The sequence below is a fragment of the Lactobacillus sp. WILCCON 0059 genome (assembly GCF_057197985.1).
Genome location: NZ_JBUBHN010000001.1, coordinates 750,665 through 776,135 on the forward strand (window position 1 = coordinate 750,665; position 25,471 = coordinate 776,135).

Annotated in this window: 24 protein-coding genes; 21 read left to right on the forward strand and 3 right to left on the reverse strand. The window is 51.9% G+C overall.

Translation table 11 applies throughout. From position 1 onward, the window contains the following. Nucleotides 1-4 precede the first annotated feature (4 nt). From murD to ACYVUT_RS03795, 20 genes are all read left to right on the forward strand, one after another. Nucleotides 5-1,387, forward strand: coding sequence for a UDP-N-acetylmuramoyl-L-alanine--D-glutamate ligase (gene murD / locus ACYVUT_RS03700; RefSeq protein WP_484499979.1), 1,383 nt, complete (start codon nt 5-7; stop codon nt 1,385-1,387). Nucleotide 1,388: 1 nt separating this feature from the next. Next, nucleotides 1,389-2,501, forward strand: a complete 1,113-nt coding sequence (murG, locus tag ACYVUT_RS03705) for an undecaprenyldiphospho-muramoylpentapeptide beta-N-acetylglucosaminyltransferase (RefSeq protein ID WP_439775581.1) — start codon at nt 1,389-1,391, stop codon at nt 2,499-2,501. A 23-nt stretch (nt 2,502-2,524) separates the two neighbouring features. Then, nucleotides 2,525-3,370, forward strand: a complete 846-nt coding sequence (locus ACYVUT_RS03710; protein ID WP_484501476.1) for a cell division protein FtsQ/DivIB — start codon at nt 2,525-2,527, stop codon at nt 3,368-3,370. A 58-nt stretch (nt 3,371-3,428) separates the two neighbouring features. Then, entirely contained in the window at nt 3,429-4,811 is a 1,383-nt protein-coding gene (ftsA, locus tag ACYVUT_RS03715; RefSeq protein WP_484501477.1) for a cell division protein FtsA, read from the forward strand. 15 nt (nt 4,812-4,826) lie between these two features. Beyond that, nucleotides 4,827-6,182, forward strand: a complete 1,356-nt coding sequence (ftsZ, locus tag ACYVUT_RS03720; protein WP_484501478.1) for a cell division protein FtsZ — start codon at nt 4,827-4,829, stop codon at nt 6,180-6,182. Nucleotides 6,183-6,196: 14 nt separating this feature from the next. Beyond that, on the forward strand, nt 6,197-6,643 hold the full coding sequence (locus ACYVUT_RS03725) for a cell division protein SepF (protein ID WP_484499983.1): 447 nt from the start codon (nt 6,197-6,199) through the stop codon (nt 6,641-6,643). Next, on the forward strand, nt 6,643-6,945 hold the full coding sequence (locus ACYVUT_RS03730; RefSeq protein ID WP_300615333.1) for a YggT family protein: 303 nt from the start codon (nt 6,643-6,645) through the stop codon (nt 6,943-6,945). The genes ACYVUT_RS03725 and ACYVUT_RS03730 overlap by 1 nt, the downstream gene beginning before the upstream one ends. Then, nucleotides 6,945-7,772: a YlmH family RNA-binding protein gene (locus ACYVUT_RS03735; RefSeq protein ID WP_484502042.1), complete on the forward strand. Its 828-nt coding sequence runs from the start codon at nt 6,945-6,947 to the stop codon at nt 7,770-7,772. Before ACYVUT_RS03730 ends, ACYVUT_RS03735 begins: the two co-directional genes overlap by 1 nt. A gap of 288 nt (nt 7,773-8,060) precedes the next feature. After that, nucleotides 8,061-10,856, forward strand: a complete 2,796-nt coding sequence (ileS, locus tag ACYVUT_RS03740) for an isoleucine--tRNA ligase (RefSeq protein ID WP_484501479.1) — start codon at nt 8,061-8,063, stop codon at nt 10,854-10,856. Then, entirely contained in the window at nt 10,856-11,065 is a 210-nt protein-coding gene (locus ACYVUT_RS03745) for a cold-shock protein (protein WP_484501480.1), read from the forward strand. The genes ileS and ACYVUT_RS03745 overlap by 1 nt, the downstream gene beginning before the upstream one ends. A 15-nt stretch (nt 11,066-11,080) precedes the next feature. Beyond that, nucleotides 11,081-11,638, forward strand: a complete 558-nt coding sequence (locus ACYVUT_RS03750) for an NUDIX hydrolase (RefSeq protein ID WP_439774638.1) — start codon at nt 11,081-11,083, stop codon at nt 11,636-11,638. Nucleotides 11,639-11,641: 3 nt separating this feature from the next. Next, nucleotides 11,642-11,860, forward strand: a complete 219-nt coding sequence (locus ACYVUT_RS03755) for a hypothetical protein (protein WP_439774639.1) — start codon at nt 11,642-11,644, stop codon at nt 11,858-11,860. A gap of 19 nt (nt 11,861-11,879) precedes the next feature. Next, on the forward strand, nt 11,880-12,578 hold the full coding sequence (locus ACYVUT_RS03760) for a 5'-methylthioadenosine/adenosylhomocysteine nucleosidase (RefSeq protein ID WP_484501481.1): 699 nt from the start codon (nt 11,880-11,882) through the stop codon (nt 12,576-12,578). Then, a complete protein-coding gene (locus ACYVUT_RS03765) occupies nt 12,579-13,742 on the forward strand; it encodes a cysteine desulfurase family protein (RefSeq protein ID WP_439775533.1) in 1,164 nt (387 codons plus the stop codon). A 54-nt stretch (nt 13,743-13,796) separates the two neighbouring features. Next, nucleotides 13,797-14,138 carry a DUF1831 domain-containing protein gene (locus ACYVUT_RS03770; protein ID WP_270448187.1) on the forward strand — a complete coding sequence of 114 codons (342 nt, stop codon included), beginning with the start codon at nt 13,797-13,799 and terminating at the stop codon, nt 14,136-14,138. 4 nt (nt 14,139-14,142) lie between these two features. Continuing rightward, nucleotides 14,143-15,270 (forward strand): tRNA 2-thiouridine(34) synthase MnmA, encoded by a 1,128-nt coding sequence (gene mnmA / locus ACYVUT_RS03775; RefSeq protein ID WP_484501482.1) that lies wholly within the window; start codon nt 14,143-14,145, stop codon nt 15,268-15,270. Nucleotides 15,271-15,369: 99 nt separating this feature from the next. After that, on the forward strand, nt 15,370-16,029 hold the full coding sequence (locus ACYVUT_RS03780) for a histidine phosphatase family protein (protein ID WP_484499994.1): 660 nt from the start codon (nt 15,370-15,372) through the stop codon (nt 16,027-16,029). Then, nucleotides 16,029-16,682 (forward strand): tetratricopeptide repeat protein, encoded by a 654-nt coding sequence (locus tag ACYVUT_RS03785; RefSeq protein ID WP_439775537.1) that lies wholly within the window; start codon nt 16,029-16,031, stop codon nt 16,680-16,682. Before ACYVUT_RS03780 ends, ACYVUT_RS03785 begins: the two co-directional genes overlap by 1 nt. Nucleotides 16,683-16,695: 13 nt before the next feature. Continuing rightward, entirely contained in the window at nt 16,696-19,083 is a 2,388-nt protein-coding gene (gene recD2, locus ACYVUT_RS03790) for an SF1B family DNA helicase RecD2 (protein ID WP_484501483.1), read from the forward strand. 168 nt (nt 19,084-19,251) lie between these two features. Further along, nucleotides 19,252-20,598, forward strand: a complete 1,347-nt coding sequence (locus ACYVUT_RS03795) for an FAD-dependent oxidoreductase (RefSeq protein WP_484499996.1) — start codon at nt 19,252-19,254, stop codon at nt 20,596-20,598. A 59-nt stretch (nt 20,599-20,657) separates the two neighbouring features. Here the strand turns inward: ACYVUT_RS03795 and rnjA are convergent, their stop codons facing one another. From rnjA to def, 3 genes are all read right to left on the reverse strand, one after another. Beyond that, nucleotides 20,658-22,337 (reverse strand): ribonuclease J1, encoded by a 1,680-nt coding sequence (rnjA, locus tag ACYVUT_RS03800; protein WP_439774755.1) that lies wholly within the window; start codon nt 22,335-22,337, stop codon nt 20,658-20,660. Further along, nucleotides 22,327-22,560 (reverse strand): DNA-dependent RNA polymerase subunit epsilon, encoded by a 234-nt coding sequence (locus ACYVUT_RS03805; RefSeq protein WP_439774754.1) that lies wholly within the window; start codon nt 22,558-22,560, stop codon nt 22,327-22,329. The genes rnjA and ACYVUT_RS03805 overlap by 11 nt, the downstream gene beginning before the upstream one ends. A gap of 187 nt (nt 22,561-22,747) precedes the next feature. Then, nucleotides 22,748-23,302 carry a peptide deformylase gene (def, locus tag ACYVUT_RS03810; protein WP_484499997.1) on the reverse strand — a complete coding sequence of 185 codons (555 nt, stop codon included), beginning with the start codon at nt 23,300-23,302 and terminating at the stop codon, nt 22,748-22,750. 221 nt (nt 23,303-23,523) lie between these two features. On the opposite strand from def, the gene typA reads away from it, so the two are divergent. Further along, complete coding sequence (gene typA, locus ACYVUT_RS03815) at nt 23,524-25,395, forward strand: translational GTPase TypA (RefSeq protein WP_270448173.1); 1,872 nt, start codon at nt 23,524-23,526, stop codon at nt 25,393-25,395. Nucleotides 25,396-25,471: the final 76 nt, after the last annotated feature.

The following is a 25,471-nucleotide window of genomic DNA, read 5'->3' on the forward strand; positions in this document are numbered from 1 at the left end:
AACGATGAAAGAAATCGATAAATATGCTGGTAAAAACATTCTTGTTTTAGGTCTGGGCCGGAGCGGCTTCGCGGTCAGCAAGCTGCTTTTAAAGCTTGGCGCGCGCCTGACTTTAAATGACAAGGCGGACCTTACGGCTGACCCTAAGGCCAAGCAGTTGGCTGACCTGGGCGTCAGAGTAATTGGCGGCAGTCACCCGGTTGACCTGTTTGACCAGGAAAAGTTTGACTACCTGGTCAAGAACCCCGGCATCCCTTACGAGAACCCGATGGTGGCCAAGGCCAGCGAAAAAGGGGTTCCTGTCATCACTGAACCTGAAGTTGCTTTAAGTGCCAGCGAATCACCTTATGTCTGCGTAACCGGGTCAAACGGCAAGACCACTACGGTCATGCTGACCCAGCAGATCATGGACCACTACCTGCAAAAGCAGGGCCACCACGCTTACGCGGTCGGCAACATTGGCTGGCCGATTTCTGAAGTAGTTTTGGACCAGGCCGGCCCAGACGACCTTTTGGTCGTGGAAATGTCCAGCTTCCAGCTGATGGGGGTTACCGACATTGAGCCAAAGGTAGCGGCCATCGTTGACATCTACAACAATGTTCACCTGGACTACCATAAGACTTTTGACAACTATGTTGACGCCAAGTTGAACATTGGCCGCTTCCAAAAGGATAGCGACTACTTCCTGGCCAACTTTGACCAAAAAGACATCCTGGCCAAGGAAGAAAAGGCAACCCACGCTAAGATTCTGACTTTCAGTGAAACTGATTCAGCAGCTGACTTCTACATCGGCCAGGACTACTTGATGCATGGCGATGAAAAGATGATGAAGATTGCCGACATCAAGCTGCCTGGGATCCACAACTTGCAGAACTCCCTGGTTGCCATCGGCATCAGCAGCCTGATGGGGGCGGGCAAGGACGACATCGCGGCCGTTTTGTCCACCTTTACCGGGGCTGAACACCGCCTGCAGTACGTGACGACCCTTGACGGGGTCAAGGTCTACAATGACTCCAAGTCAACCAATATCGAGGCTGCCACCGTGGCCATCCAGTCCTTCAAAGAGCCGGAAGTTCTCTTGGCCGGCGGCCTTGACCGGGGCTTTGTCTTTGACTCCCTGATCGATCTGTTTAAAAAGCACGTTAAGGCCATCGTGACCTATGGGGAAACCCGCTACCTGTTGGCTGACGCGGCCAGAAAGGCCGGGATCAAGACTATTGTGGTCGTTGACAACCTGCATGACGGGGTCAAGGCAGCAGCCAAGCTGGCTGAAGCTGGCGACGTCCTGCTCTTTTCACCGGCCTGCGCTTCCTGGGACCAGTTCAAGACCTTTGAAGAACGCGGCGAATATTTTGTCAAGTATGTAAAAGAATTGGAAGAGAAATAAAATGAGAGTTATTTTTTCTGGTGGCGGCACGGGCGGCCACATTTATCCCATCATGGCCTTGATTGAACGCCTGAAGGAAGAAGGCATCTGCCAAGACGATGAGATTTTGTTCGTCGGCACCAAGAAGGGGCTGGAATCCAAGATCGTGCCAGCCGCCGGGGTCAACTTTAAGACCATTGACATCCAGGGCTTTGACAGAAAGCACCTGCTGAACAATGTTAAGACCATCCAGCTCTTTTTGAAGGCCACCAAGCGGGCCAAGGAAATCCTGGCTGACTTTAAGCCGGACGTTGTCCTGGGCACGGGCGGCTACGTCAGTGGGGCGATCGTTTATGAAGCCAGCAAGATGAAAATCCCGACCATGATCCACGAGTCAAATTCCGTGGTCGGGGTGGCCAATAAGTTCTTAGGCCACTATGTGGACAAGATCTGCTACACTTTTGATGACGCGGCCAAGGAATTTCCGGAAAAGAAGAAGCTGGTTAAGACTGGCAACCCGCGTTCCCAGCAGGTTTTGAGCTTAAACGCCAAGCCGGTTGACCTGGAGGGAGACTTGGGCCTTAACCCGCAGATTCCTACGGTCCTGGTCTTTGGGGGTTCCCGGGGGGCTTTGGCCATCAACCGGGTTATGCTCAAGTCCTTGATGGAGCTGAAGAAGAAGCCTTACCAAGTGATCTGGGCCACTGGTACCTACTACTATGACGCCATTGAGAAAAAGCTGGCTGATGTTGACTACGGCGACTCCATCAAGGTCGTGCCGTATATCGCCAACATGCCAGGCCTTTTGCCGGAAATGACCTGCGTTGTTTCCCGGTCCGGGGCAACCAGTCTGGCTGAATTCACGGCTTTAGGCGTACCGGTGATCTTGATCCCAAGTCCAAACGTCACCCACAACCACCAGATGAAGAACGCCATGGACCTGGAAAAGGCCGGGGCAGCTTTGGTGATTGCTGAAGATGATCTGAATGAAAACACCTTCGTGTCTTCAATTGACCACTTGCTTTTGGACCAAAGCTATGCAGAAAAGATGCGGCAGGCTTCCAAAGCCTTGGGCGTGCCAGATGCCTCTGACCAGGTCATCAAGGTCATGAAGGAAATTGCCAAGAAGAACTGATGAAAAAAGATTAGGAGGAAGCGATGGCTCGCAAACGGATAACCCGCAGAGATCCAGAAGAGGAACTCTCTAAATTTTTACGCCACGAACCTGGCCAGGGGCAGGAAGGGCGGAAATTGTCGAGCCAGCTTACTTCGCTTAAAAAAGAGCGCAGGCGGGGCCTCTTGACCCGGCTGGGCTCGATCATGGCCGTCTGCCTTTTGGCCATAGCCTTTTTAGCCTACTACGTTTCGCCTTTGGCTGACGTATCGACGGTCAGGGTGCTCGGAGCCGATGACCTGGATGGCAAAAGCATGGTTGAAGTAGCCCAGATCAAGGCTTCTGACAAGGTGGTCGATGCCTTGCGCAGCCAAAAGAAGATCAGCAAGAAGCTGGCCGCTAAATACCCCGAAGTTGCTTCAGTTACTTTATCAGTAAAGGGGCTGAACACTTTGAACATGCAGGTGCATGAACGGAAAGTGATTGGCTACATCAAGGATGGGTCCAGCTACCGGAAGATTCTCGCTAATGGGGAACTAGGCACCAAGAGCCTGGCTTGGAGCGAGGTGGATCATGATAAGCCGCTCTTTATTGGCTACAGCAAGCAGGTGGCCTTGAAGACCAACCTTAAAATTTTTAACTCTTTTCCTGAATATTTCAAAAAGCAGGTCAAGATGCTGTCTGGCAATACCAGGCGCAAAACCCAGATGATTCTGGTCATGAAAGATGGCAATGTGATAATCGGCAACACTGAGACGATAAAATCCAAGGTTAAGTACTATAACTCGATTAAACAGGATTTGACAACCAACAGTGTCATTGACATGGAAGTCGGTGCCTTTACCCGTCCTTTGACCAGCGCGGAAAAAAAGGCCTACGGCTTGTCTTAATTTTGTATCTTTAAAGAATTATGATATTATCTAAATATTAGAATTGGGGGAAGGAAACTTGGATAATTCAACTTTGTTAGTTGGTCTGGACATTGGGACCACGAGCATCAAAGTCGTTGTTGCCGACGCCGCTCATCAAGAGCTGCAGGTTTACGGGGCAGTTGCCGCGCCAACGCATGGGATGCGGCATGGCAAGATCGTTGATATCGATCAAGTTGCCGAATCTGTCAAGAACGCGATCCAGCAGGTCAGCGAGAAAACCAACAGCAAGATCAACCGAGTGGTGACAGCTTTGCCAGTCAGCATGCTGCAGCTGGAAAATGCGACTGGTCTGGTCAATATTTCTGATTCTGGCAAAGAAGTTGCCAATGAAGACGTGCAACAGGTGATGTATGCCGCCATCAAGGCCGCCAAGAAAAAGGACCGGCAGGCAGTTGCCTTCTTCCCAAGCCGCTTTTTGATTGACGGGGAAAAGGACGTTGACGACCCGCGGACCATGATTGCCCGCTCCCTCTTGGTGCAAGGGCTGGTAATGACGGCGCCGTCAGCGGAGATTCACAACATCAACACGGTTTTAAAGCACGCCGGCATCCGGAACAACTTCTTTGTTCCGGCACCGATGGCCGTTTCCAGCGTGGCGCTGGATGAAGCTGAAAGAACCTTTGGGGCAATTCTGCTGGACATGGGCGGCGGCAGCACGACTGCCACGGTTATCCGCGACGGCCAGATCAAGTACGCCACGGTTGACCTAAAGGGGGCAGCTGACATCACTCACGACATTTCAGTGGTTTTGTCAACGACCATGAGCGATGCAGAAGCCTTGAAGCGGGACTACGGCTATGCCGACCCAGACCTGGCTTCTGAAAATGAAAAATTTGCAGTTAAAGCCGTGGGCAAGGACGAAAACAACCTGGTCAGCGAGAAGTATCTTAGTGAGATCATCAACGCCCGCCTGCAGCAGATCCTGCGCCGGGTCGGCCGGGGCCTGTACAACCATGATGCCCTGTCCTTGCCGGCCGGGGTCATCATTACTGGCGGCAGCGCGCTTTTGGCCGGGATCGATGAATTGGTAGCGGCCGACTATGACGTCAAGGCCAAGATCTACCAGCCTGCCCAGATTGGCCTGCGCAACCCGGTTTATTCAGTGGCTTACGGGATCGTCAACTATGCCAACCAGCTGAGCGATATTGGCTACCTAGCCAACACCGTGATTTATCATGATTCAGCTCTTGCTTCCAACGAGCGGCCGGCCAGCGGCGGAAATAGTCAAAAAAATGCTAAAAGAGTGACGCGGAAAGCTGAAAATGACACTGAATTAGCTTATAATAAGACTAAGCATGATGGGGAAGTAGACACTGAAACCCGGCATGAAGAAAAGACTAATAATAACGAAAATAAAAACAAGGGCTTAGCTGCATTTTTCAGAAAGTTCTTTGATTAAGGGTGGTAAACGTAGATGGCTTTGGATTTTACTTTTGATTCAGATGACAACAACAACGCAGTTATCAAAGTAATTGGCGTTGGCGGGGCGGGCGGCAATGCCGTCAACCGGATGATTGAAGACGGCGTGCAGGGCGTCTCCTTCATCGCGGCCAACACCGACGTACAAGCTTTGAACAGCAACAACGCTGAAGTTAAGATTCAGCTGGGGCCGAAACTGACCAGGGGCTTGGGGGCAGGTTCACATCCTGAAACCGGGCAAAAGGCCGCTGAAGAAAGCGAAGAAACGATTGAAGACGCGCTTAAAGGCGCTGACATGATCTTCATCACTGCCGGCATGGGCGGTGGTACTGGTACCGGGGCAGCCCCGGTGATCGCCAAAATTGCTCGGGAAACCGGTGCTTTGACGGTTGGGGTGGTTACCCGCCCATTCAGTTTTGAAGGCCCTAAGCGGTCCAAGAATGCCGCTGACGGGATCGCCAAGCTGAAGGAATACGTTGACACTCTGGTCATCGTTGCCAACAACCGGCTTTTGGAAATCGTTGACAAGAAGACGCCGATGATGGAAGCCTTCAAGGAAGCCGACAACGTCCTCAAGCAGGGTGTCCAAGGCATTTCCGACTTGATCACTTCAACTGACTACGTGAACCTGGACTTCGCCGACGTCAAGACGGTCATGGAAAACCAGGGGGCAGCCTTGATGGGGATCGGCCGGGCCAGCGGTGAAAACCGGACGGTGGAAGCAACCAAGATGGCGATCTCCTCACCACTTCTGGAAGTTTCAATTGACGGGGCCAAGCAGGTCCTCTTGAACATTACTGGCGGTCCGGACTTGACCCTGTTTGAAGCCCAGGATGCTTCAGAAATCGTCTCAACTGCTGCCGGCGAAGACGTTAACATTATTTTCGGTACGGCCATCAACCCTAACCTTGGCGATGAAGTCGTGGTTACGGTGATTGCAACCGGGATTGACGACGAAGCTGAAGCAGCTGCGTCTAAGCAGTTGCCAGGTCGCGGCCACCAGGTGAGCGCTCCTAGAGAAAAGCCAGCTGCTCCCAAGATCTTGAATCCAGAAGAAGCAGCTCCAGCTGCTCCAGTGCAAGAAGCTCCAGTGCAAGAAGAAGTCAAGCCGGCCAGCCCGGTTAAGGAAGAGAAGCCAGCCATGATGGACCCAATCAGCGTTTGGGGCCTCAACGACGATGACTACTCAAGACGGCAGAACCCAGAAGAACAGAAGCGGCAGGCTGAAGAAAAAGATGCAAAGCTGGATGCTGATCCGAGCAGCACGATTTCACAAATTGACATCAACACCGATTACGACGACGATGATGATGACGACATTCCGTTCTTCAAGCATCGCCGGGACCGGTAAAGGAGGCAGAATAAATGAACAACAAATTGAAAGACTTTTTCGGCTTCGGCGATAACGATTCCTACGAGGAAAGAGACAGCTACGAAGACCGCTACGAAGAACAAGAAGAGATGCAAAACAGCTACCGGCCAAGCAACAACCGCGACAGCAATGTCGTATCCATCAAGTCCGGCCAAGCTGGCAGCGGCCCAAGCAAGATCGTTCTTTACGAACCGCGGGTTTACTCTGATGCTAAGGAAGTAGCTCAGAACTTGCTCAACCAAAAGGCGATCATCATCAACTTCAGCCGGATGGACGATGCTTCTGCCCGCCGGGTGGTTGACTTCATCACCGGGACGGTTTACGCCCTCAATGGTGAAATCCAGCGCGTTGGCGACAAGATCTTCCTGGCTACCCCGCCGAAGTTTGAAACTGACGGCAAGATCACTGAACTGCTTGATAAGAAAGATACTTTAGGTTAATGCAAACATTTTTGGTTTTTTTGTACCGGCTGCTCTACTTCATCTGTGAAGCTTACAGCCTCTTGATCATTATTGATGCCTTTATGTCTTGGATTCCGGCGATCAGCGAATCAGCGGTTGGCCGTTGGATTGACCGAATTGTCAACCCCTTTGTCAACCTTTTTAGGCAGGGGCCGATCTTGCGCTTGATCTACGCGACTGGCATTGACATCTCACCGATGATTGCCTTGTTTGTGATCTACTTTGTCCAAAGCGTTGCCTTGGGCTGGCTCTTCAACATTTTAGGGAGGATTTTCCTATGATGGACAAGCGCCAAGCCAGCAGCTTTTACCCACATTTTGCAATTGAAGAAAGACCAACAATTGACCATTTTGTTGGTCTTTTTAATCGCCTTTTGTTTACCGGTCAAGCTGTCTTGACCGACTTCCTGGACCCCCGGCAAAGGCAGATCATGGAGACGATCGCTGGCGGGGAAGCCATCGTGCAGGCTTTTGGCGGCTATGAAGAAGCAGAAAAGTGCCGTCTCTACATTAGTCTTGAATGGGAGAACCTGAAGCCAGATGACTACCAGGTTCAGCTTTTTGAAATTGCCTATCCGCAAAAGTTCGCCAGCCTCCGCCATAGCCAGATTCTGGGCAGCTTGGCCAATTCCGGGGTAAAGACCGGCACCTTTGGCGACATCATTACGGATGGGCAAGGCCGATGGCAGTTTTTCGCGGAAAAAGAACTGGCCGAATTTTTTGCCAGTCAGATCGACCGGATGGGGCCGGTCAAGGTCCGCCTCAAAGAGAAGCCGTTAAAAGACCGCTTAGAAGCAGAGGACAATTCCGAGACTATTACTGCTGTGGCGTCCTCTATGCGCCTGGACGCGGTTTTAGCGGCTCTAAGCAATAAATCCCGCAGCCAGGTAAAAGAGGCTTTGGAAGCTGGCGAGGTCCGCTTAAACTGGCATGAAGAAATGAAGGGGGAAAGCCTGCTGAAAGTCGGGGACATCTTGAGCCTGCGCCGCTTTGGCCGGGTCAAGCTCTTGTCCGCTCAGCCCAGCAAAAAATGCCGCCTCCGGCTGGAAGGCCAGTATTGGCCAGCAAAAAGCAATAAATATTTGACAAAGGGCCGGTTGATGCCTTAAACTCTTTTACTGTAGATAGAAAACTTTTTTCATTGTTTTTTTATCTCTTACATAATTACGATTAATAAATCAGACTGACAGTCCTGCTTAAAGGCGACCTTAGCGAGTTAATGATGGTGGAAGATTAACACAAGCCGGCGAGCGATCAGCTGCCGATTGGTCTGAACGGGGGCCGGCACGATAAGCCGGCAGGAGTGGGGCCCTTCGGGGCTCAATTTAGGTGGTACCACGATAGTCTCGTCCTATTTTAGGATGAGGCTTTTTATTTTAGCGAAAGGATTTTTACATATGCGGGTTAAGGATACGCTGAACCTGGGCAAGACCAAGTTCCCGATGCGGGGCAACCTGCCCAAGCGGGAAGCAGAATGGGAAAAGAACTGGGAAGACCAGAAGTTTTACGAAAGACGCTTGAAGCTTAACGAAGGCCATGAAAGATTCGACCTTCACGACGGCCCTCCATTTGCCAACGGCAACATCCACATGGGTCACGCCTTGAACAAGATCACCAAGGACATCATCGTCCGGAGTAAGAACATGGAAGGTTACTATGCTCCTTACGTTCCAGGCTGGGATACCCACGGCCTGCCAATTGAGCAGCAATTGACCAAGCAAGGCGTTGACCGCAAGACCATGGACCGGGCTGCTTACCGGGAACTGTGCCGGAAGTTTGCCATGGAGCAGGTTGAAAAGCAGCGGACCGACTTCAAGCGCTTGGGCGTCATGGGCGACTGGGACCACCCTTACATCACCCTTTTGCCGGAATTTGAGGCTGCTGAAATCCGGGTCTTCGGCAAGATGTACGAAAATGGCTACATCTACCAAGGCAAGAAGCCGGTTTACTGGTCCTGGTCCAGTGAATCAACTTTGGCTGAAGCCGAAGTTGAATACCACGACGTGGAATCACCATCAATCTACATCTCCTTCCCGGTCAAGGACGGCAAGGGCAAGCTGAGTGAAGAGAACACCTACTTCCTGATCTGGACGACCACTCCATGGACTATTCCTTCCAACCAAGGGATCGCCGTCAACCCGAAGTTTGACTACTCAGTCGTTGAAGTCGGCGACCGCCGCTACGTTGTTGGCACTGACCGCTTAAGCGCCGTAGCCGAAATTTTGGGCTGGGACGACTACAAGACTGTTCAGCACCTTAAGGGGACGGACATGGAATACATGGTGGCCAAGCACCCTTACATCGAAGGCCGCGACAGCCTTTTGATGGAAGCCGTCTATGTTACTGACGATGATGGTACTGGCCTGGTCCACACCGCTTCCGGCTTTGGTGAAGACGACTACAACACCGCCATGCGCTACGGCTTTGACGTTTTGTCACCAATGGACAACAAGGGCTGCTTCACTGAAGAAATCCCTGACCCGGACCTGGTTGGCAAGTTCTACACTGATACCAACGAAATCGTTAAGGAAAAACTGGCAGCTGCCGGCAACCTTTTGCACTACAGCACCTTTGTCCACTCCGCCGCTCACGACTGGCGGACCAAGAAGCCGGTAGTCTACCGGGCAACCACTCAATGGTTTGCCTCAATCTCCAAGTTCAGAGACCAGATCCTGGACCAGATTGAAAAAACCACCTTCTACCCGGCCTGGGGCAAGACCCGTCTTTACAACATGATCAAGGACCGGGGCGACTGGGTAATTTCCCGCCAACGTGCCTGGGGCGTGCCTTTGCCGATCTTCTACGCTGAAGACGGCACGGCTATCGTGACTCATGAAACGATCGAACACGTGGCTGACCTCTTTGCCAAGGAAGGCTCCAACGCCTGGTTCACCCACCCGGTTGAAGAACTTTTGCCAGAAGGCTTTACTTCAGAACACTCACCAAATGGCAAGTTCACCAAGGAAACTGACATCTTGGACGTTTGGTTTGACTCCGGGTCATCCTGGAGCGGGGTTCAGGCTCTGGGCAGAGACGTCCACTACCCGACTTCCATGTACCTGGAAGGCAGCGACCAATACCGGGGCTGGTTCAACTCCAGTTTGATCACCAGCGTGGCGACTAACGGGGTGGCTCCTTACAAGTCAGTCCTGTCTCAAGGCTTTACTTTGGACGGGCAAGGGCGGAAGATGTCCAAGTCATTGGGCAACACGATCGCTCCTAACGACGTCATCAAGCAAATGGGGGCTGAAATCATCCGCCTCTGGGTTGCTTCCGTTGACGCATCCGGTGACGTTGGCGTGTCAATGGACATCCTGCGCCAGGTTTCAGAAGGCTACCGGAAGATCAGAAACACCTTCCGCTACATGCTGGCCAACACGGCTGACTTTGATCCGGAAAAGGACCGGGTAGCTTACAAGGACCTGCGCAAGATCGACCAGTACCTGGAAGTCAAGCTCAACGACTTGGTTGCCGAAAGCATTGTCAACTACGACAAGTATGACTTCGCTGACGTTTACAAGCTGGTCTTCAAGTTCATCACCAACGACCTGTCCGCCTTCTACCTGGACTTTGCCAAGGATGTCCTCTACATCGAAGGCAAGGACAGCCACGCCCGCCGGTCAATGCAGACGGTGATCTACGATGCCGCTGTCAAGCTGGCTAAGATCCTGGCACCAATTTTGCCGCACACCATGGGCGAAGTTTGGGGCTACTTGAAGGAAAATGAAGAAGACGTCTACCTGTCCAACTTCCCTGAAATCGAAGACTACGCTAATGCTGACGCCTTGAAGGAAAGCTGGGGCGAATTCATGAAGCTCCGCGATGACGTTCTGAAGGCTCTGGAAGAAGCCCGGGACCAAAAGCTGATCGGTAAGTCCTTCGAAGCCAGCGTGACCGTTTACCCAAGTGAAGAAATCAAGGCTGCCTTGGACAAGCTGGCTGGTGAAGACTTCCGGGAAATCTTGATCGTGTCCAACTTGGTCATGGGTCAAGGAGAAGTACCGGCTGACGCCAAGAAATTTGACCACGCCAGCGTCCTTGTCCGCCGGGCCGAAGGCGAAGTCTGCCCACGCTGCCGGATGTACCGGACTGACCTGGGTGCTGACAGCCGTCTGCCGCAATTGTGCGGCCGCTGCGCATCTATCGTGGTCAGCGATCACCCGGAAGTACTTGAAGAAGGCTTGGAAGACTAATGCGGACCGGAGTTGTAAAGCAATTTGCCGAAAAAGCAAGTTTCGGCTTTATCGAAGACGATCAAAATCACAAATCATATTTTGTCTTTTATACCACCATCAAGGAGGAGGGCTATAAGAGGCTTGAAGTCGGCCAGCGGGTGAGATACCAGCTTGCCCAAGGTAAACACGGCCTGCAGTGCATCAACGTTTACTTGGCCAAAGACTAAGCAAAGGAATGACATATGGATTTAAAGGAAACTGAAATTTCAACGAAGGAGGCTTTCCACGGCAGCTTCATCAACCTGCGGGTTGAAAACGTGATGCTGCCAAATGGGAAAACCGCCTCCAGAGAGCTGGTCGACCACCGGCCTGCCTCAGCGGCCATCTGCATCAACGATGAAAAGAAGATGCTCCTGGTTACGCAATGGCGGGAAGCAATCAAGCAGCTGACTCTCGAAATTCCAGCCGGAATGGTTGACGCTACCGACGTGAGTCCCTTGGATGCAATGAAGCGGGAGTTAAATGAAGAAGGCGGCCTGAAAGCCGAATACTGGGAAAAGGTTGCCGAATTCTACACTTCACCAGGATTTTGCAATGAAAAGCTGTACCTCTTCTACTGTGACACGCTCAGCCCAGTGGCTGACAAGCTGGACCTGGACGAGGACGAATTTTTAACGGCAGAATGGTACAGTCTTGAAGAGTTAAAGAACCTGTTGACAGAGGGCAAAATTGTCGACGCGAAGACCATTTATGCTATTTCCGTATGGGAAAACATGCTGCTGACCGGTTCAGAAGGTTAGACTATGACAGAGAAACGTTCCGATTACCGCCGCCGCCAGGCAGAACAAGCAGAAAAGGCAAATAGACAGGAAGCAGCTGATTCAGCTGCTTTTCCTGCTTTTAAGCAGAACCAGGAGCAGAAAGCCCTGAAGGCAGAAAGGCTGAAAAAAAGGCTGAATTTTGCTATCCTGGTCGTGTGCCTTTTAATCATCCTGGTTTGGGTAATTTTATTGAAATTTTAAATTGAATTGAGGATTACCGATGAAAATTGCAATCGTTGTGCCAATGGCTGAAGAAGCTGAATTTTATCATCAATACTTTTCCTCAGGTAAAAAAGAAATGTTCGGTTCAACTGAATTCGAGCATTTTTCCGTTGCCGGCAACGATCTTTACCTGGGCTTGACTGGGATCGGCAAGGTCCAGGCGGCCATGAACCTGACCAGCCTTTTGGCCAAAGAAAAGATGGACCTGGTCATCATGACCGGGTCAGCCGGGTCTTTGCAAAAAGATGTTCAGCGGATGGACCTGGTTTTGCCAAGCGAATTTGCCTATCACGATGCCCACAACACTTCAGCGGGCAACTATGTCGAAGGGCAGATTCCGCAGGAACCGGCCCGCTTTAAGCTGGACAGCGCGGAAAGAGACAAGTTCAAGGACTTTTTGGCCAAAAAGGGCGTAGCCTACAAGGAAGGCCTGGTCGTGACCGGGGACTCCTTTATTTCCTCTCAGGCGCAAAAAGATGAAATTCTGGGCAATTTCCCAACTGCCCTGTGCGTGGAAATGGAAGGGGCGGCTTTTGCCCAAGTGGCCTACCACTTTAACGTGCCGTTGATTGCTTTGCGGGCAATTTCCGATAATGGGGATGAAGATGCCGACAATGACTTTGCCGCCTTTGTCAGAAAGGTTGGTGCCCAGGCGGCAGAACTGATCGTGGAATACTTAAGGGAGAATGATTTGTAAATGAAGCAGGTATATCTTGACAACGCGGCAACGACGCCGATGTCACCGACCGTCATTGACGTGATCGCTGATGAAATGGCCAATGACTTCGGCAATGCTTCCAGCACCCACACTCTGGGCCGGAAGGCCCGCAACACCGTGGAAACGGCCCGGCACACGATTGCCCAGGCCATCAATGCCAAGGACCAGGAGATTATTTTTACCTCCGGCGGTTCAGAAAGCAACAACACGGTAATTTTTGGCGTGGCGGAAATGCAGAAAGACGTGGGCCGGCACTTGATTACGACCAAGATCGAGCATGAATCAGTCTTAAAATCAATGCAGCACTTGGAAGAACTCGGCTACGAAGTGACCTACCTGGACGTTGACGGGGACGGGCACATTTCCCTTGACCAGCTGCACGAGGCCATCAGAGACGACACGATTCTGGTCTCAGTCATGGCGGTCAACAACGAAGTTGGCAGCATCAACCCCCTCAAGGAAATCGGGCAAATCGTCAAGGAAAGCAATGCCTTCTTCCACGTTGACGCTGTCCAGGGTCTGGGCAACATCGATCTGGATGTTGAAGAAATGGGAATCGATTTTATGTCGACCTCAGCCCACAAGATCTATGGGCCGAAATTCCTGGGCTTCCTGTATGAAAGAGACGGGATCCGCCTGCCAAACCGGATTTATGGCGGCGACCAGGAATTGAAACGGCGGGCCGGTACGGAAAACGTGCCGGGGATCGCCGGCTTTGGCCAGGCAGTAGCTGAAGTGCAAGCTGAATCCAAGGCTGACCTGCAGGCCAAGTACACTGACTTCCAGAAGATTGTCTTGAGCCGGCTGGATGAAAGCGGGGTAGCCTACGAGGTCAACAGCCCCTTGACCGGCCTGGTTTCTCACCATGTCTTGAACCTGCGCTTAAACGGCCTGTCCACTTATGTCCTTCTGGCCAACCTGGACCTGGCCGGCTTTGAAGTGTCGGGCGGTTCTGCTTGCACGGCCGGCAGCCTGACCCCGTCACACGTTTTGACGGCTATGTTTGGCCAGGATTCGCCAAAGGTCAGCGAATCGATCCGGATTTCTTTTGGCCGCTACAACACGGCGGAAGAAGTGGAAGCTTTCGCGGATGCCTTGGTAAAGGTGGCCCGCAAGCTGCAGGACCGGAAGCGGGAAGACTAAATAGTTGCTTTTTTGAAGGAATGTACTTACAATTAATAAGCGAGGTTTTACTTTATGGCTAATACTGTGATGATCAATGGCGACAAGCGGAAGTTCATGCTTAATCCAGACGTGAAGCTGTATGCGTTGATTGACGCTGGCTTCCAGAAGACCCCCCGGGGCAACTTCGTCTACGAGCACCCACTTTACAACGAATCGCCTTACAACGCGACGACCAAGCTGAAGATGACGATCAAGAGTGACTTGTCCGGCTTGACTATGGTCGTTACGGATCCAAGCGGCCTGAAGAAGGTAAACATTTTTAAAAACAAGCAGCTGGCTCCGACGGTTGAACTTTTGGACTATATCTTGAAGGACCTGGAGGAGCGGAAGATTTTAAGCGAAGTGAAGGATTGATTTAATGGTTGACAATAGCAAGATCAGAGTCGTTGTCGGCATGAGCGGCGGGGTTGACTCTTCAGTAGCAGCCCTTTTGCTCAAGCGGCAAGGCTACGACGTCGTCGGCGTTTTTATGAAGAACTGGGATGATACCAATGATGATGGTGTCTGCACGGCAACTGAAGACTACGAAGACGTCAAAAAGGTTGCCGACAAGATCGGCATCCCTTACTATTCGATCAACTTCGAAAAAGAATACTGGGAGCGGGTCTTCCAGTACTTTTTGAAGGAGTACAAGGCTGGCCGCACGCCTAATCCCGACATCATGTGCAACACCGAGATCAAGTTCAAGTCCTTCCTGGAATATGCCCTGGCCCTGGACGCTGACTACCTGGCCATGGGTCACTATGCCAAGACCATGGTTGATGAAAATGGCGTGACCCACATGATGCGGCCAAAGGATGGCAACAAGGACCAGACTTACTTCTTAAGTCAATTGACCCAAGAACAGATCAAGCGGGTCATGTTCCCCCTGCAGGACCTGACTAAGCCGGAAGTGCGGCGGATTGCCGAAGAAGCCGGCCTGGTCAACGCCAAGAAGAAGGACTCAACTGGGATTTGCTTCATTGGGGAAAGAAACTTCAAGCACTTCCTCAGCGAATTCCTGCCAGCCCAAGGCGGGGACATGGTTACTCCGGACGGGCAGGTTGTCGGCCAGCACGCTGGCCTCATGTATTACACGATCGGCCAGCGGCAGGGCCTGGGCCTGGGTTCAACCAAGCAGTCCACTGCTCCGTGGTTTGTCGTGGGCAAGGACCTGGCAAAGAACCAGCTGATCGTTGAGCAGGGCTATGACAGCCCCCGCCTTTACGCTGACCGCCTGCAGGCTTCCGGCATGACTTTCTTTACCGGCAATCCTGACCAAGATACGGAATTTAAGGCGACCGCCAAGTTCCGCTACCGGCAGTGCGATGTCGGCGTTACTGTCAAGTATCACGCGGACAGCAAGACGGCTGACGTCTACTTCGACGAGCCAGCCCGGGCGGTTACCCCGGGCCAGGCCCTGGTTTTATACGATGGCGAGGAATGCCTAGGCGGCGGAAACATTGACGCTGCCTTCAAGGATGACAAAAAGCTGCAATTAGTTTAACGGCAAGGCCAAGTCCCAGCGGACTTGGCCTTGTTCGTGTTTTTGGGGTTAGGCTTTTGCTATAATAAATAGCGATAGTTACGAGAGGCGATAAAAATTATGGAAATATATTTTGTAAGACATGGCAAGACTCAGTGGAACCTGGAGCAGCGCTTCCAGGGCGGACAAGGCGATTCAAAATTGCTGCCGGAAAGTTTGGCCGACATTGAGAAGCTGGGACGTTATTTAAAAGGGGAACATTTTAAGGCTGTTTACGCCAGTCCTCTGGACCGGGCAAGAATGACGGCCCAAGGGCTGATTGATGCGGCCGGGATCCGCCTGCCCCTGCATATCGATGAACGCTTGCGGGAAATGAACCTGGGCAAGCTGGAAGGGATGAAGTATGCAGAGGCGGAGAAGCTCTATCCCCAGGAGATCGACAATTTTTGGCATCACCCGGACAAATATGACAATAGCGTCGTAGAGGGTGAAAGCTATGAGCATGCCATGGCGAGGGGCCTGGACTTCGGCCGGGAAATGGCCAAGAAGTACCCGAAAGACAGCGACAAGGTTCTGGTGGTCAGCCACGGGGCAGTTTTGTCAGCTATCATGGGGGCGCTTTTGGGCTATGACCTGGCAAACTTGCGGAAAAATGGAGTCATCTACAACACCAGCGTTTCAATTTTGGAAAGCCAGGATACCGGGGCAGACTTTAAATTGGTCAAGTGGTCAGACGTTACTCCTTTAGGACATAAAATGTCAGAAACGGATGGTTTGTAATGGAGCAAAAGATCAATCAGCTTTATGAAGAAGGAAAAGTCGACCAGGCGATTCATGCCTTGATTGAAAAAATCGACCATAATCCCCGGGAAACTGACAATTACTTGCAGCTGGCAACTTATCTTCTCGACCAGGGCAGCGCTGAGCAAGCCAGGGAGCTTTTGACCAAGGCGCGGGGGATCGCGGAAGACCCCCAGGCCTTGACCTATGACCTGGCTGTCTGTGACTACGCCTTGGGCGACTTTGACCAGGCCCTGGCCCGCTTGGCCCAGATTCCGGATGACGACATGACCATGTACCAAAAGGCCCTGGTCTACCTTAAGCTGGGCCAAAGCCAGAAGGCTCTGGCTTATGCCTTGTCGATCAAAGAGAGCGACGACCGGGTAAAAGAACTCATCGGTGACATCTGGCTGGCCCTGGGAGAACTAGAGTCTGCCCGGGCCAGCTACCTGGAGATTGCTGAAGGGCAGAGAACAAGCAAGCTGAATTTTTTGCTGGGTCTCACTTATTTCAGCCAAGACCGGGACAAGGCAGAAGAATTTTTTGCCAAATCCAAGGAGCAGGATCCCAAATATTATCAAAAAGCCAAGGATCAATATGAGTCCCTGCTGAAGCTTTTGAGCCAGGGAAAGGCAGGGGCAGGTAAAGAATAATAAGGAGCGGGAAATGACCGAGTTTAGCGGTGAAGTAAAGAGCGTGATTTATGAAAACGCGCAAAATATGTACAAGATCTTGCTGGTCGCCGTAAATACGCCTCTGGCCGGCTACGACGATGACGAAATCAAGGTGACGGGGACCTTCGGAGACCTGGAAATTGGCCAGGAATACAGCTTTACCGGTGAACTGGTCACTCACCCCAAGTATGGCCTGCAGTTTCAAGCGACTGGCTGCCAGCCAGCCCTGCCTAAAGAAACCGGCGGGGTGGTCAAGTACCTGTCTTCTGACAAGTTCCCCGGCATTGGGCCCAAAACAGCGGAAAAAATCGTTGACCAGCTGGGCGGCGGAGGCCTGAAGAGCCTGCAAGCTGATCCGGCCTTGATTGCCAAGCTGGATCTTTCCCAAAAGCAAAAAGACAGCCTCTTGTCTGGCCTGGCCCAGATGGACTCTTTTGACGACCTGGCCATGACTTTGGCCAGTTACGGGATTCCCCGCAAGGTGGCCGGCCGCCTCTACCAGAAGTACCATGACCAGACCTTGAAAAAACTGCAGGCTGACCCCTACCTGCCTTTAGGCGAGGTGACCGGCTATTCCTTCAAGCAGGCCGACCATCTGGGAATTGGCTTTGGCATTGACCTTGACAGTTTGGAGCGGGCTAATGGCGGCATCCTGGCCGTTTTGCTCCAGGCCTTGACTATGGATGGGGAAACCTATCTGGAACTGGATCAGCTTTTGCCGGCGGCCAAGGAACTGACAAATATCAATTATGACCGCCTGGCTGAAGCGGTCAATGACCTGCAAGACAAGAAAAAGGTCGTCGTGGAAGATGGCCGGGCCAGCCTGCTTGGACCATTTCAAGTGGAAAGTGAGATCGTGACTGACCTGGCTGACCTTTTGGCCAAGGGCAAGGAAGAGGACTACAAAGACAAGGACTTGGACCAGGCCATCAAGCGGGCTGAAAAAAAGCTGGGGATCAGCTATGATCCTGAGCAAAAGCAGGCCATCAAGAACGCGGTAACCAGTCCGGTATCAATCTTGACAGGGGGGCCAGGGAGCGGGAAGACGACCATCATTGACGGGATCCTGCTGGCTTTAAAGGACCTGGCCGACATGGACGAAGAAGAAGCTGAAGAAGCAATTCTCCTGGCTGCCCCAACTGGCCGGGCCGCCAAGCGGATGGGGGAAGTGACCGGTTATCCGGCCAAGACCATCCACCGCCTTTTGGGCCTGGGGATCGACAACAGCGAGGAGATGGAGCTGAATGATTTGGAAGGGGAGATCTTGATCGTCGACGAAATGTCCATGGTTGACATCTACCTCTTTGAAAAACTGCTCAGCTCCATCAGCAATGTCCGCCACCTGGTCTTTGTCGGCGACAAGGACCAATTGCCATCCGTTGGGGCAGGGAAAGTTTTTGCTGACTTGATTGAGGCGGACTTCATTCCAACCTGCCAATTGCAGGTGGTCCACCGGCAAAAAGATGATTCAACGATTATTCCTCTGGCTCACGCGGTTAATGAAGGGGCCAACCCGGCTGTCCTCTTGCAAAAAACGGCCAGCTACTCCTTTATTCCCTGCCCGCCCCATGCCGTGCCTAGCGCTGTCGAGCAGATCACCCGGGCAGCCTTAAAGAGCGGCTTTGCGGCAGACGACATCCAGGTTCTGGGTGCCATGTACCGGGGTGACGGGGGGATCAACAGCTTGAACGACACCCTCCAGCAGGTAATTAATCCGGAAAAGGGCAATGATCAAGCAGTTGAAGCCCATGGCGAAAATTTCCGCTTGAACGACCGTGTCCTGCAGCTGCAAAATGACCCGGAACGGGGGATCTACAACGGCGAGATCGGCAAGGTTGCTTCCGTTGACCCGGAAATAATGGAAGACGAAGATGATGAGGTCAAGCTTTTGGTCAATTTTGACGGCAAGGAAGTGGCCTATACGCAAGCTGACTTGAACAATCTGACCCGGGCCTATGCCATCACCATCCACAAGTCCCAGGGGTCGGAATTTCCTTTGGTCATTCTCTGTTTAACCATGCAGAACTATATCATGCTCAAGCGGAACCTTTTGTACACGGCCATCACCCGGGCTTCCCAGAAGCTGGTCATGGTTGGCCAGGAGCAGGCTTTTGCCCAGGCCATGCGGGTCAAGGGCAATGAGCGGCGGACCAACCTGGTCTGGCTTTTGAAGGAACGCTTTAAGCCTGAAGAAGCCAAAGAGCAAGAAGCCACGGAAAAGGATAAGAATGATTCCTCAGAAGAAAAAGCTGAAGACTACATCTTGACCGGGGCCCGGATCAGCCGGGCGGAGATTTCCCCCATGGTCGGCATGGAGGACCTGGTTCAAGGATGCAAGAATCTGGTAGAAATCGTCCGGACCAAAGGGCCGCAGAACTAATTAAATGAACTTTTTGACAGAAAGACTGGCTTGACCAGCCTTTCTTTTTTGCCTAAAACTTAAGTATGTTACTTTTTGTAAGCAAAGTACTGACAAGAGAGAAGAGATAGGATATACTAAGCATAACTTACAAAAAGTTAGTTAATCTTGAAGAAAGTTGGGTAAAAAATGACGGAAAAAGAAACAAGAAAGACAGTCAAAAACATCATCATTGGTTTCGGCAAGGGGGGCAAGACCTTGGCCAAGTTCCTGGGCCAGCAGGGCGAAGAAGTCCTTTTGGTTGAAAAGTCACCGAAAATGTACGGGGGCACCTGCATCAACATCGCCTGCCTGCCGTCCAAGCGCTTGATTTTGGAAGCAGCAGCCGGCAGCGATTTTTCTGAAGCAGTAGCTGGCAAAAATGAGATGACGGCTCAGCTGCGGGAGAAGAACTACCAGATGCTGGCTCAGGAAGAGACGGTGACCGTGCTTGACGGCCAGGCCCGCTTCATCGGCGAAAAGGAAATTGAAGTCATGGGTCCGGCTGGCAAGCAGATTTTTAAGGGTGAACGGATCTTTATCAACACTGGGGCCAGCCCGGTTCTGCCGCCTGTTCCTGGCTTAAAAGAGAGCAAAAAGCGGCTGGATTCCACCCAGGCCATGGACCTGGAGGACCTGCCAAAAGAACTTTTGATCCTGGGGGCGGGCTACATTGGCCTGGAATTTGCGGCCATGTTTGCCAATTATGGCAGCCAGGTAACCGTTTTGGACCACAGTCCGGAATTTTTGCCAAGAGAAGACGATGATATCAAAGCCGCTGTCAAGGCTGACCTGGAAGCGGCTGGAGTTAAATTCATTTTAGGTGCCGATATCGAAAAAGTCAGCGACGAAGCTGATAAGGTCGTAATTGACTACCAATTAGGCGAAGAAAAAATGACTGCTTCGGCTGACAAGATCCTGGTTGCTGCTGGCCGGCAGGCCAACACAGCTGACCTTAACCTGGAAGCAGCCGGGGTAGAAACTGACGACCGAGGCAATATCAAGGTTGATGACTTCTTAAGAACAAGCGCTGACCAGGTCTGGGCCCTGGGCGACGTCAAGGGCGGACCGCAATTTACCTATGTTTCATTAGATGACTTCAGAATTGTCAAGGACCAGCTTTTTGGCGAAGGCAAGCGGAAAGCCAGCGACCGGCAAATCCTGCCGACCAGTGTCTTCATTACCCCGCCTTTGTCAGCCGTTGGTCTCAATGAAAAAGCCGCCCAAAAGGCCGGGGTCGACTACCAGCTCTTCAAGCTGCCAGTTGCTGCCATCCCCAAGGCCAAAGTAGCCAAGGACAGCCGGGGCTTGTTCAAGGCCCTGGTTGACCCGGCAAACGGGCAGATCCTGGGGGCCAGTCTGTACGGTCTGGAATCCCATGAACTGATCAACCAGATCGCTTTGGCCATGAAGGCCAAGCTGCCTTACAGCTTCCTGCGTGATCAGATCTACACCCACCCGACCATGAGCGAGGCTTTCAACGACCTCTTCAAGTAAAAAATGACAAAGGGCATAAAAAAAGAACTCCGGCAGGAGTTCTTTTTTGCTATCAAGCTTTATTTCTTTTCGATCAGCATTGGCAGGATCATCGGCCGTCTTTCGGTGCGGGAGTATAGGAAGTCCTGCAGGTTCTCGACGATCGCCTTGCGGATTTCGCTGTCCTTAGGCTTGTCGCTCTTAGCCATTTCCGTCTTCAAGACATGGTAGACGTGCTTCTGGGCCGCGTTGATCAAGTCCTGAGACTCGCGCATGTAGACAAAGCCCCGGCTGAGGATGTCAGGACCTGCCAAGACCCGCTTGTGCTTGTAGTCAACAGTGGCTACGGCAACGACCAGCCCTTCTTCAGACAGGATCTGCCGGTCGCGGACAACAATGTTGCCGACGTCAGCGGCACCGGAAGTGTCGACGAAGACGTCCTTGACGTGAATGTCACCGGCAATTCTGGCCCCGTCAGGGCTGAAGCAGACTACTTCACCATTCTTCAAGACGAAGGTGTTTTCTGCTGGCACGCCTGCTTGCTGGGCCAGGTGGGCGTGGACAACCTGCATCCGGTATTCCCCGTGCACCGGGATCATGTACTTTGGCTTAGACAATTCGACCATGAGCTTCAGTTCTTCCTGGCCGCCGTGGCCGGAAGTGTGGACATTGTTGACCCGGCCGTGGACGACGTTGGCCCCGCCTTCCATCAGCTTGTTGATCAGCTGGTTGACGCTCAAGGTGTTGCCTGGAATTGGGTTTGATGAGAAGATCACGGTGTCGTGCGGCTTCAGTTTGATCTGCCGGTGGGTGCCGTTGGCAATCCGGGAGAGGGCGGCCAGAGGTTCACCTTGCGAACCGGTACAGAGGATCATGACCTTTTCCGGCGGCAGGGAGTTGATCGTTTCTGCATCAACGATCAAGCCTTCCGGCACATCCAGGTAGCCTAAATCGATCCCGTTTTGGATCCCGTTCTCCATGCTCCGGCCAAAAATCGCCACCTTGCGGCCGGTGTCGATCGCGGCTTGAATGGCGGTTGACACCCGGTAAAGGTTGGAAGCAAAAGTGGCAAAAATGATCCGGCCTTCAATGCCGGTAATGATGTTGTGCAAAGAGCCGGCAACGAAGCGCTCAGACTTGGTAAACTGCGGCACTTCCGCATTGGTTGAGTCGCTCAAGAGGGCCAAAACGCCTTCTTCACCCAGCTGGGCCATTCTCTGGAAGTTAGGGGCCGGCTGGTTCATGACTGGGGTCAAGTCGAACTTGAAGTCACCGGTGAAGACAACCGCGCCAAGCGGAGTGTGGACGGCAATCCCCAAAGTGTCGGGGATTGAGTGGGTAGTTCTGAAGAAAGTCACGCTGAGCTTGTCAAAAGTCAAAACCGTGTCTTCATGTTCCTCATGCAGTTCAGTCCGGTCCAGGATCCCGTGTTCTTCACACTTGCTCTTGATCAGGGCCAGGGCAAAAGGCGTGGCGTAGACTGGAATTTCCGGAATCTTTTCCAGCAGGAAGGGAATCCCGCCGATGTGGTCTTCGTGGCCGTGGCTGACAACCAGGGCCTTGATCTTCTCCCGGTTCTTGACCAGGTAGGAGTAGTCGGAGATAACATAGTTGATCCCCAGCAGCTCGTCTTCTGGAAACTTGATGCCGCAGTCCATGATGACGATTTCGTCTTGGTATTGGACGCAGTACATGTTACGGCCGATTTCGTGTAATCCCCCGATCGCGAAAACGGCTACTTCGTTTTGCTTAATCTTCACTGTCAGCTTGGCCGAAGGCAGTCAGCTTGAAGTCGGCGTGTTCTTGTTCGTACTTCAAGGAGTTGCCAGTTAATTCTTGGATGAGCTCGATGTTGTAGGGGGTGTTTTGTTCAACGAGGGCTCTGGCTTGGACAACGTTGTCGGCTTCCATGTAGAGAGTCTGGGTCGTTTCTCTGCGTGGGTTAACGATCTTGTCCTTTTGATATAAAACTTTGTAGATCATAAAAAATCTCCTTATTGTTTAATTGTAATTCGATCTCTGTTTGAGAAATTTTGACAAAAATACTCAATAGCTAATTAAAGTTTAGCATAATTAGAAAAGCAAGTATAGAAACAGAACTTGCCTATAAGGAAAAAGAGAACAAAAAAGTCCAAGCCAGGACGAAGCGGGCTGGCTTGGACTCTTGGGCCTAGTAGATGACGATGGTATCTTCATCCAGGGCAAATGGGTTCTTCTTGTTGATTCGGTCGTAGAAGAGGTGGCCGTTCAAGTGGTCGATTTCGTGGCCGGAAACGATGGCTGGGTAGCCCTTGAGGCGGATGGTCTTTTCCTCGCCGTCAACTGTCCAGTAGTGAATCGTAACCTTGTTTGGCCGCGGAACATAGCCGTCGATGACCTTGTCGACGCTGAGGCAGCCTTCGCCTTCGCCCAGGCAGGTCTTGCGGACGGACTCAGAAATAATTTCCGGGTTGACGTAAACTTCCTTAAAGATAATTTCACCCTTGTCATCTGGAACCAAGAGGGCAGCCATGGACACGCCTTCACCGACCTGCGGGGCAGCCAGGCCGACCCCGGCCCGGAGCTGGTGCTTGGCGGCAATCTTTGGATCTTGTGAGTTTACCAGATATTCCATCATGTCATCGGCCAGCTTGCGGTAGTGGTCTGACAATGGAAAAGTCAATTTTTGAGCAACTTGCCGCAAAACGGGATCACCGTCGCGGACAATATCTTTCATTAAGATCAATTTCGTTTCTCCTTTTAAAATAATCGCTAATATATTTTTACCACAAAAACGCACCTTATGGTTAAACATTCTCTGAAAAGCCTTTGTAAACTAAAGGAAATTTGTTGACCAGGTCCAAGAGTGGTTGTACAATAGATGATTGTAAAAAATATAAACTGATTACTTCGGCCAGCCTACTATCTAAGGCTAAAGGGAACTGTGCTTTTGTCACAGTTCTTTTTATGAGGAACGGGGAGGAAACATTTTTGGCAGATCAAAAGAGAAGAGAAAACATCAGAAACATCGCGATCATCGCGCACGTCGACCACGGTAAGACTACCCTGGTTAACCAGCTGCTCAAGCAGTCAGACACTTTACCAGAACACATGAACCTGGAAGACCGGGCAATGGACTCCAACGCCATTGAACGTGAACGTGGGATCACGATTCTGTCAAAGAACACCGCGGTCAGCTACAAGGGCACGACCATCAACATCCTGGACACCCCAGGCCACGCCGACTTCGGTGGGGAAGTTGAACGGATCATGCACATGGTTGACGGTGCCCTGCTTCTGGTCGACGCTTACGAAGGCCCAATGCCGCAGACTCGCTTCGTTTTGCAAAAGGCCCTGGAAGCCGGCGTTAAGCCAGTTGTTGTCGTTAACAAGATCGACCGTCCTGGTGCTCGTCCAGCTGAAGTTCTGGATGAAGTCCTGGAACTCTTCATCGAACTTGGCGCCAACGACGAACAACTTGAATTCCCAGTTGTTTACGCTTCTGCCTTGAACGGTACTTCCAGCTACTCAGACGACCCGGCTGACCAGGAAGAAACTATGGACCCGGTTTTCGACACCATCATCAAGGCCATTCCGGCTCCACTTGACAACGAAGACGAACCTCTGCAGTTCCAAATCACCATGCTTGACTGGGACGACTACGTTGGCCGTATCGGTGTCGGCCGCGTTTACCGGGGCAAGATCAAGGTCGGCGACGAAGTTACTGTCATGAAGCTTGACGGTTCCAAGCAAAACTTCCGCGTGACCAAGCTCTTTGGTTACTTCGGTCTGAAGAGAAACGAAATCAAGGAAGCCAAGGCTGGCGACATCATCGCCATCAGCGGGATCAATGACATCTTCGTCGGTGAAACCATCGCTTCTAAGGAAAACCCAGAAGCCTTGCCAATTCTGCGGATCGACCCGCCGACTCTGCAAATGGACTTCGTGGCCAATGACTCACCATTCGCCGGCCGGGAAGGCAGCCAGGTTACTCCAGCCAAGCTGGAAGAACGGCTTTTGCGGCAAACCCGGACTGACGTTTCCTTGAAGGTTGAACCAACGGATCAATTGAACGCCTGGACTGTTTCAGGCCGTGGGGAACTTCACCTGTCCATCCTGGTTGAAGAAATGCGCCGGGAAGGCTTCGAACTGCAACTGTCACGGCCAAAGGTTATCTACCGGGAAGTTGACGGGCAAATGTGCGAACCATACGAAGCTGTCCAAGTCGATGTGCCAGACGAATACGTTGGTTCAGTTATCGACGGCTTGTCCCAACGCAAGGGTGAAATGCAGAACATGGTTTCCAAGGGCAACGGCCAGACCCGCTTGGAATTCTCAGTTCCTTCCCGTGGTCTGATCGGCTACAACAACGAATTCATGTCCGCAACTGGTGGTTACGGGATTATGAACCACACCTTCAGCGAATACAAGCCAGTCGTTAAGAACTGGAACCCAGGCCGGCGCAACGGTGCTTTGGTTTCCATCAACCAGGGTCAGTCAACTACTTACTCCCTGCAGTCAGTTGAACAACGTGGCCAGCTCTTCATCGGTGCCGGCGTGCAAGTTTACGAAGGGATGATCGTTGGTGTATCTTCCCGTGACCGTGACATCGCTGTCAACGTAACCAAGGGCAAGAACCTGACCAACACCCGTGCTTCTGGTAAGGACCACGCGGCTGCCATCAGAACGCCAAAAACTTTGACTTTGGAAGAATCAATCGAATTCTTGAACGATGACGAATACTGTGAAGTAACTCCAGAAAGCCTGCGCCTGCGGAAGAAGATCTTGAACACTTCAGAACGGCAAAAGTTTGACAAGAAGAAGGCCAAGACCAACTAATTGTTATTTTTTGGTAAGTCTCTCCCCCTATTTATAGGAGGAGGGGCTTTTTTGTTTTATAATGAAAAGCGACGAT

Coding starts and splice junctions, on each gene's coding strand:
- murD (WP_484499979.1), top strand. CDS start 5: ATGAAAGAAATCGATAAATATGCTGGTAAAAACATTCTTGTTTTAGGT.
- murG (WP_439775581.1), top strand. CDS start 1,389: ATGAGAGTTATTTTTTCTGGTGGCGGCACGGGCGGCCACATTTATCCC.
- ACYVUT_RS03710 (WP_484501476.1), top strand. CDS start 2,525: ATGGCTCGCAAACGGATAACCCGCAGAGATCCAGAAGAGGAACTCTCT.
- ftsZ (WP_484501478.1), top strand. CDS start 4,827: ATGGCTTTGGATTTTACTTTTGATTCAGATGACAACAACAACGCAGTT.
- ACYVUT_RS03725 (WP_484499983.1), top strand. CDS start 6,197: ATGAACAACAAATTGAAAGACTTTTTCGGCTTCGGCGATAACGATTCC.
- ACYVUT_RS03730 (WP_300615333.1), top strand. CDS start 6,643: ATGCAAACATTTTTGGTTTTTTTGTACCGGCTGCTCTACTTCATCTGT.
- ACYVUT_RS03735 (WP_484502042.1), top strand. CDS start 6,945: ATGGACAAGCGCCAAGCCAGCAGCTTTTACCCACATTTTGCAATTGAA.
- ileS (WP_484501479.1), top strand. CDS start 8,061: ATGCGGGTTAAGGATACGCTGAACCTGGGCAAGACCAAGTTCCCGATG.
- ACYVUT_RS03745 (WP_484501480.1), top strand. CDS start 10,856: ATGCGGACCGGAGTTGTAAAGCAATTTGCCGAAAAAGCAAGTTTCGGC.
- ACYVUT_RS03750 (WP_439774638.1), top strand. CDS start 11,081: ATGGATTTAAAGGAAACTGAAATTTCAACGAAGGAGGCTTTCCACGGC.
- ACYVUT_RS03755 (WP_439774639.1), top strand. CDS start 11,642: ATGACAGAGAAACGTTCCGATTACCGCCGCCGCCAGGCAGAACAAGCA.
- ACYVUT_RS03760 (WP_484501481.1), top strand. CDS start 11,880: ATGAAAATTGCAATCGTTGTGCCAATGGCTGAAGAAGCTGAATTTTAT.
- ACYVUT_RS03765 (WP_439775533.1), top strand. CDS start 12,579: ATGAAGCAGGTATATCTTGACAACGCGGCAACGACGCCGATGTCACCG.
- ACYVUT_RS03770 (WP_270448187.1), top strand. CDS start 13,797: ATGGCTAATACTGTGATGATCAATGGCGACAAGCGGAAGTTCATGCTT.
- mnmA (WP_484501482.1), top strand. CDS start 14,143: ATGGTTGACAATAGCAAGATCAGAGTCGTTGTCGGCATGAGCGGCGGG.
- ACYVUT_RS03780 (WP_484499994.1), top strand. CDS start 15,370: ATGGAAATATATTTTGTAAGACATGGCAAGACTCAGTGGAACCTGGAG.
- ACYVUT_RS03785 (WP_439775537.1), top strand. CDS start 16,029: ATGGAGCAAAAGATCAATCAGCTTTATGAAGAAGGAAAAGTCGACCAG.
- recD2 (WP_484501483.1), top strand. CDS start 16,696: ATGACCGAGTTTAGCGGTGAAGTAAAGAGCGTGATTTATGAAAACGCG.
- ACYVUT_RS03795 (WP_484499996.1), top strand. CDS start 19,252: ATGACGGAAAAAGAAACAAGAAAGACAGTCAAAAACATCATCATTGGT.
- ACYVUT_RS03805 (WP_439774754.1), bottom strand. CDS start 22,560: ATGATCTACAAAGTTTTATATCAAAAGGACAAGATCGTTAACCCACGC.
- typA (WP_270448173.1), top strand. CDS start 23,524: ATGAGGAACGGGGAGGAAACATTTTTGGCAGATCAAAAGAGAAGAGAA.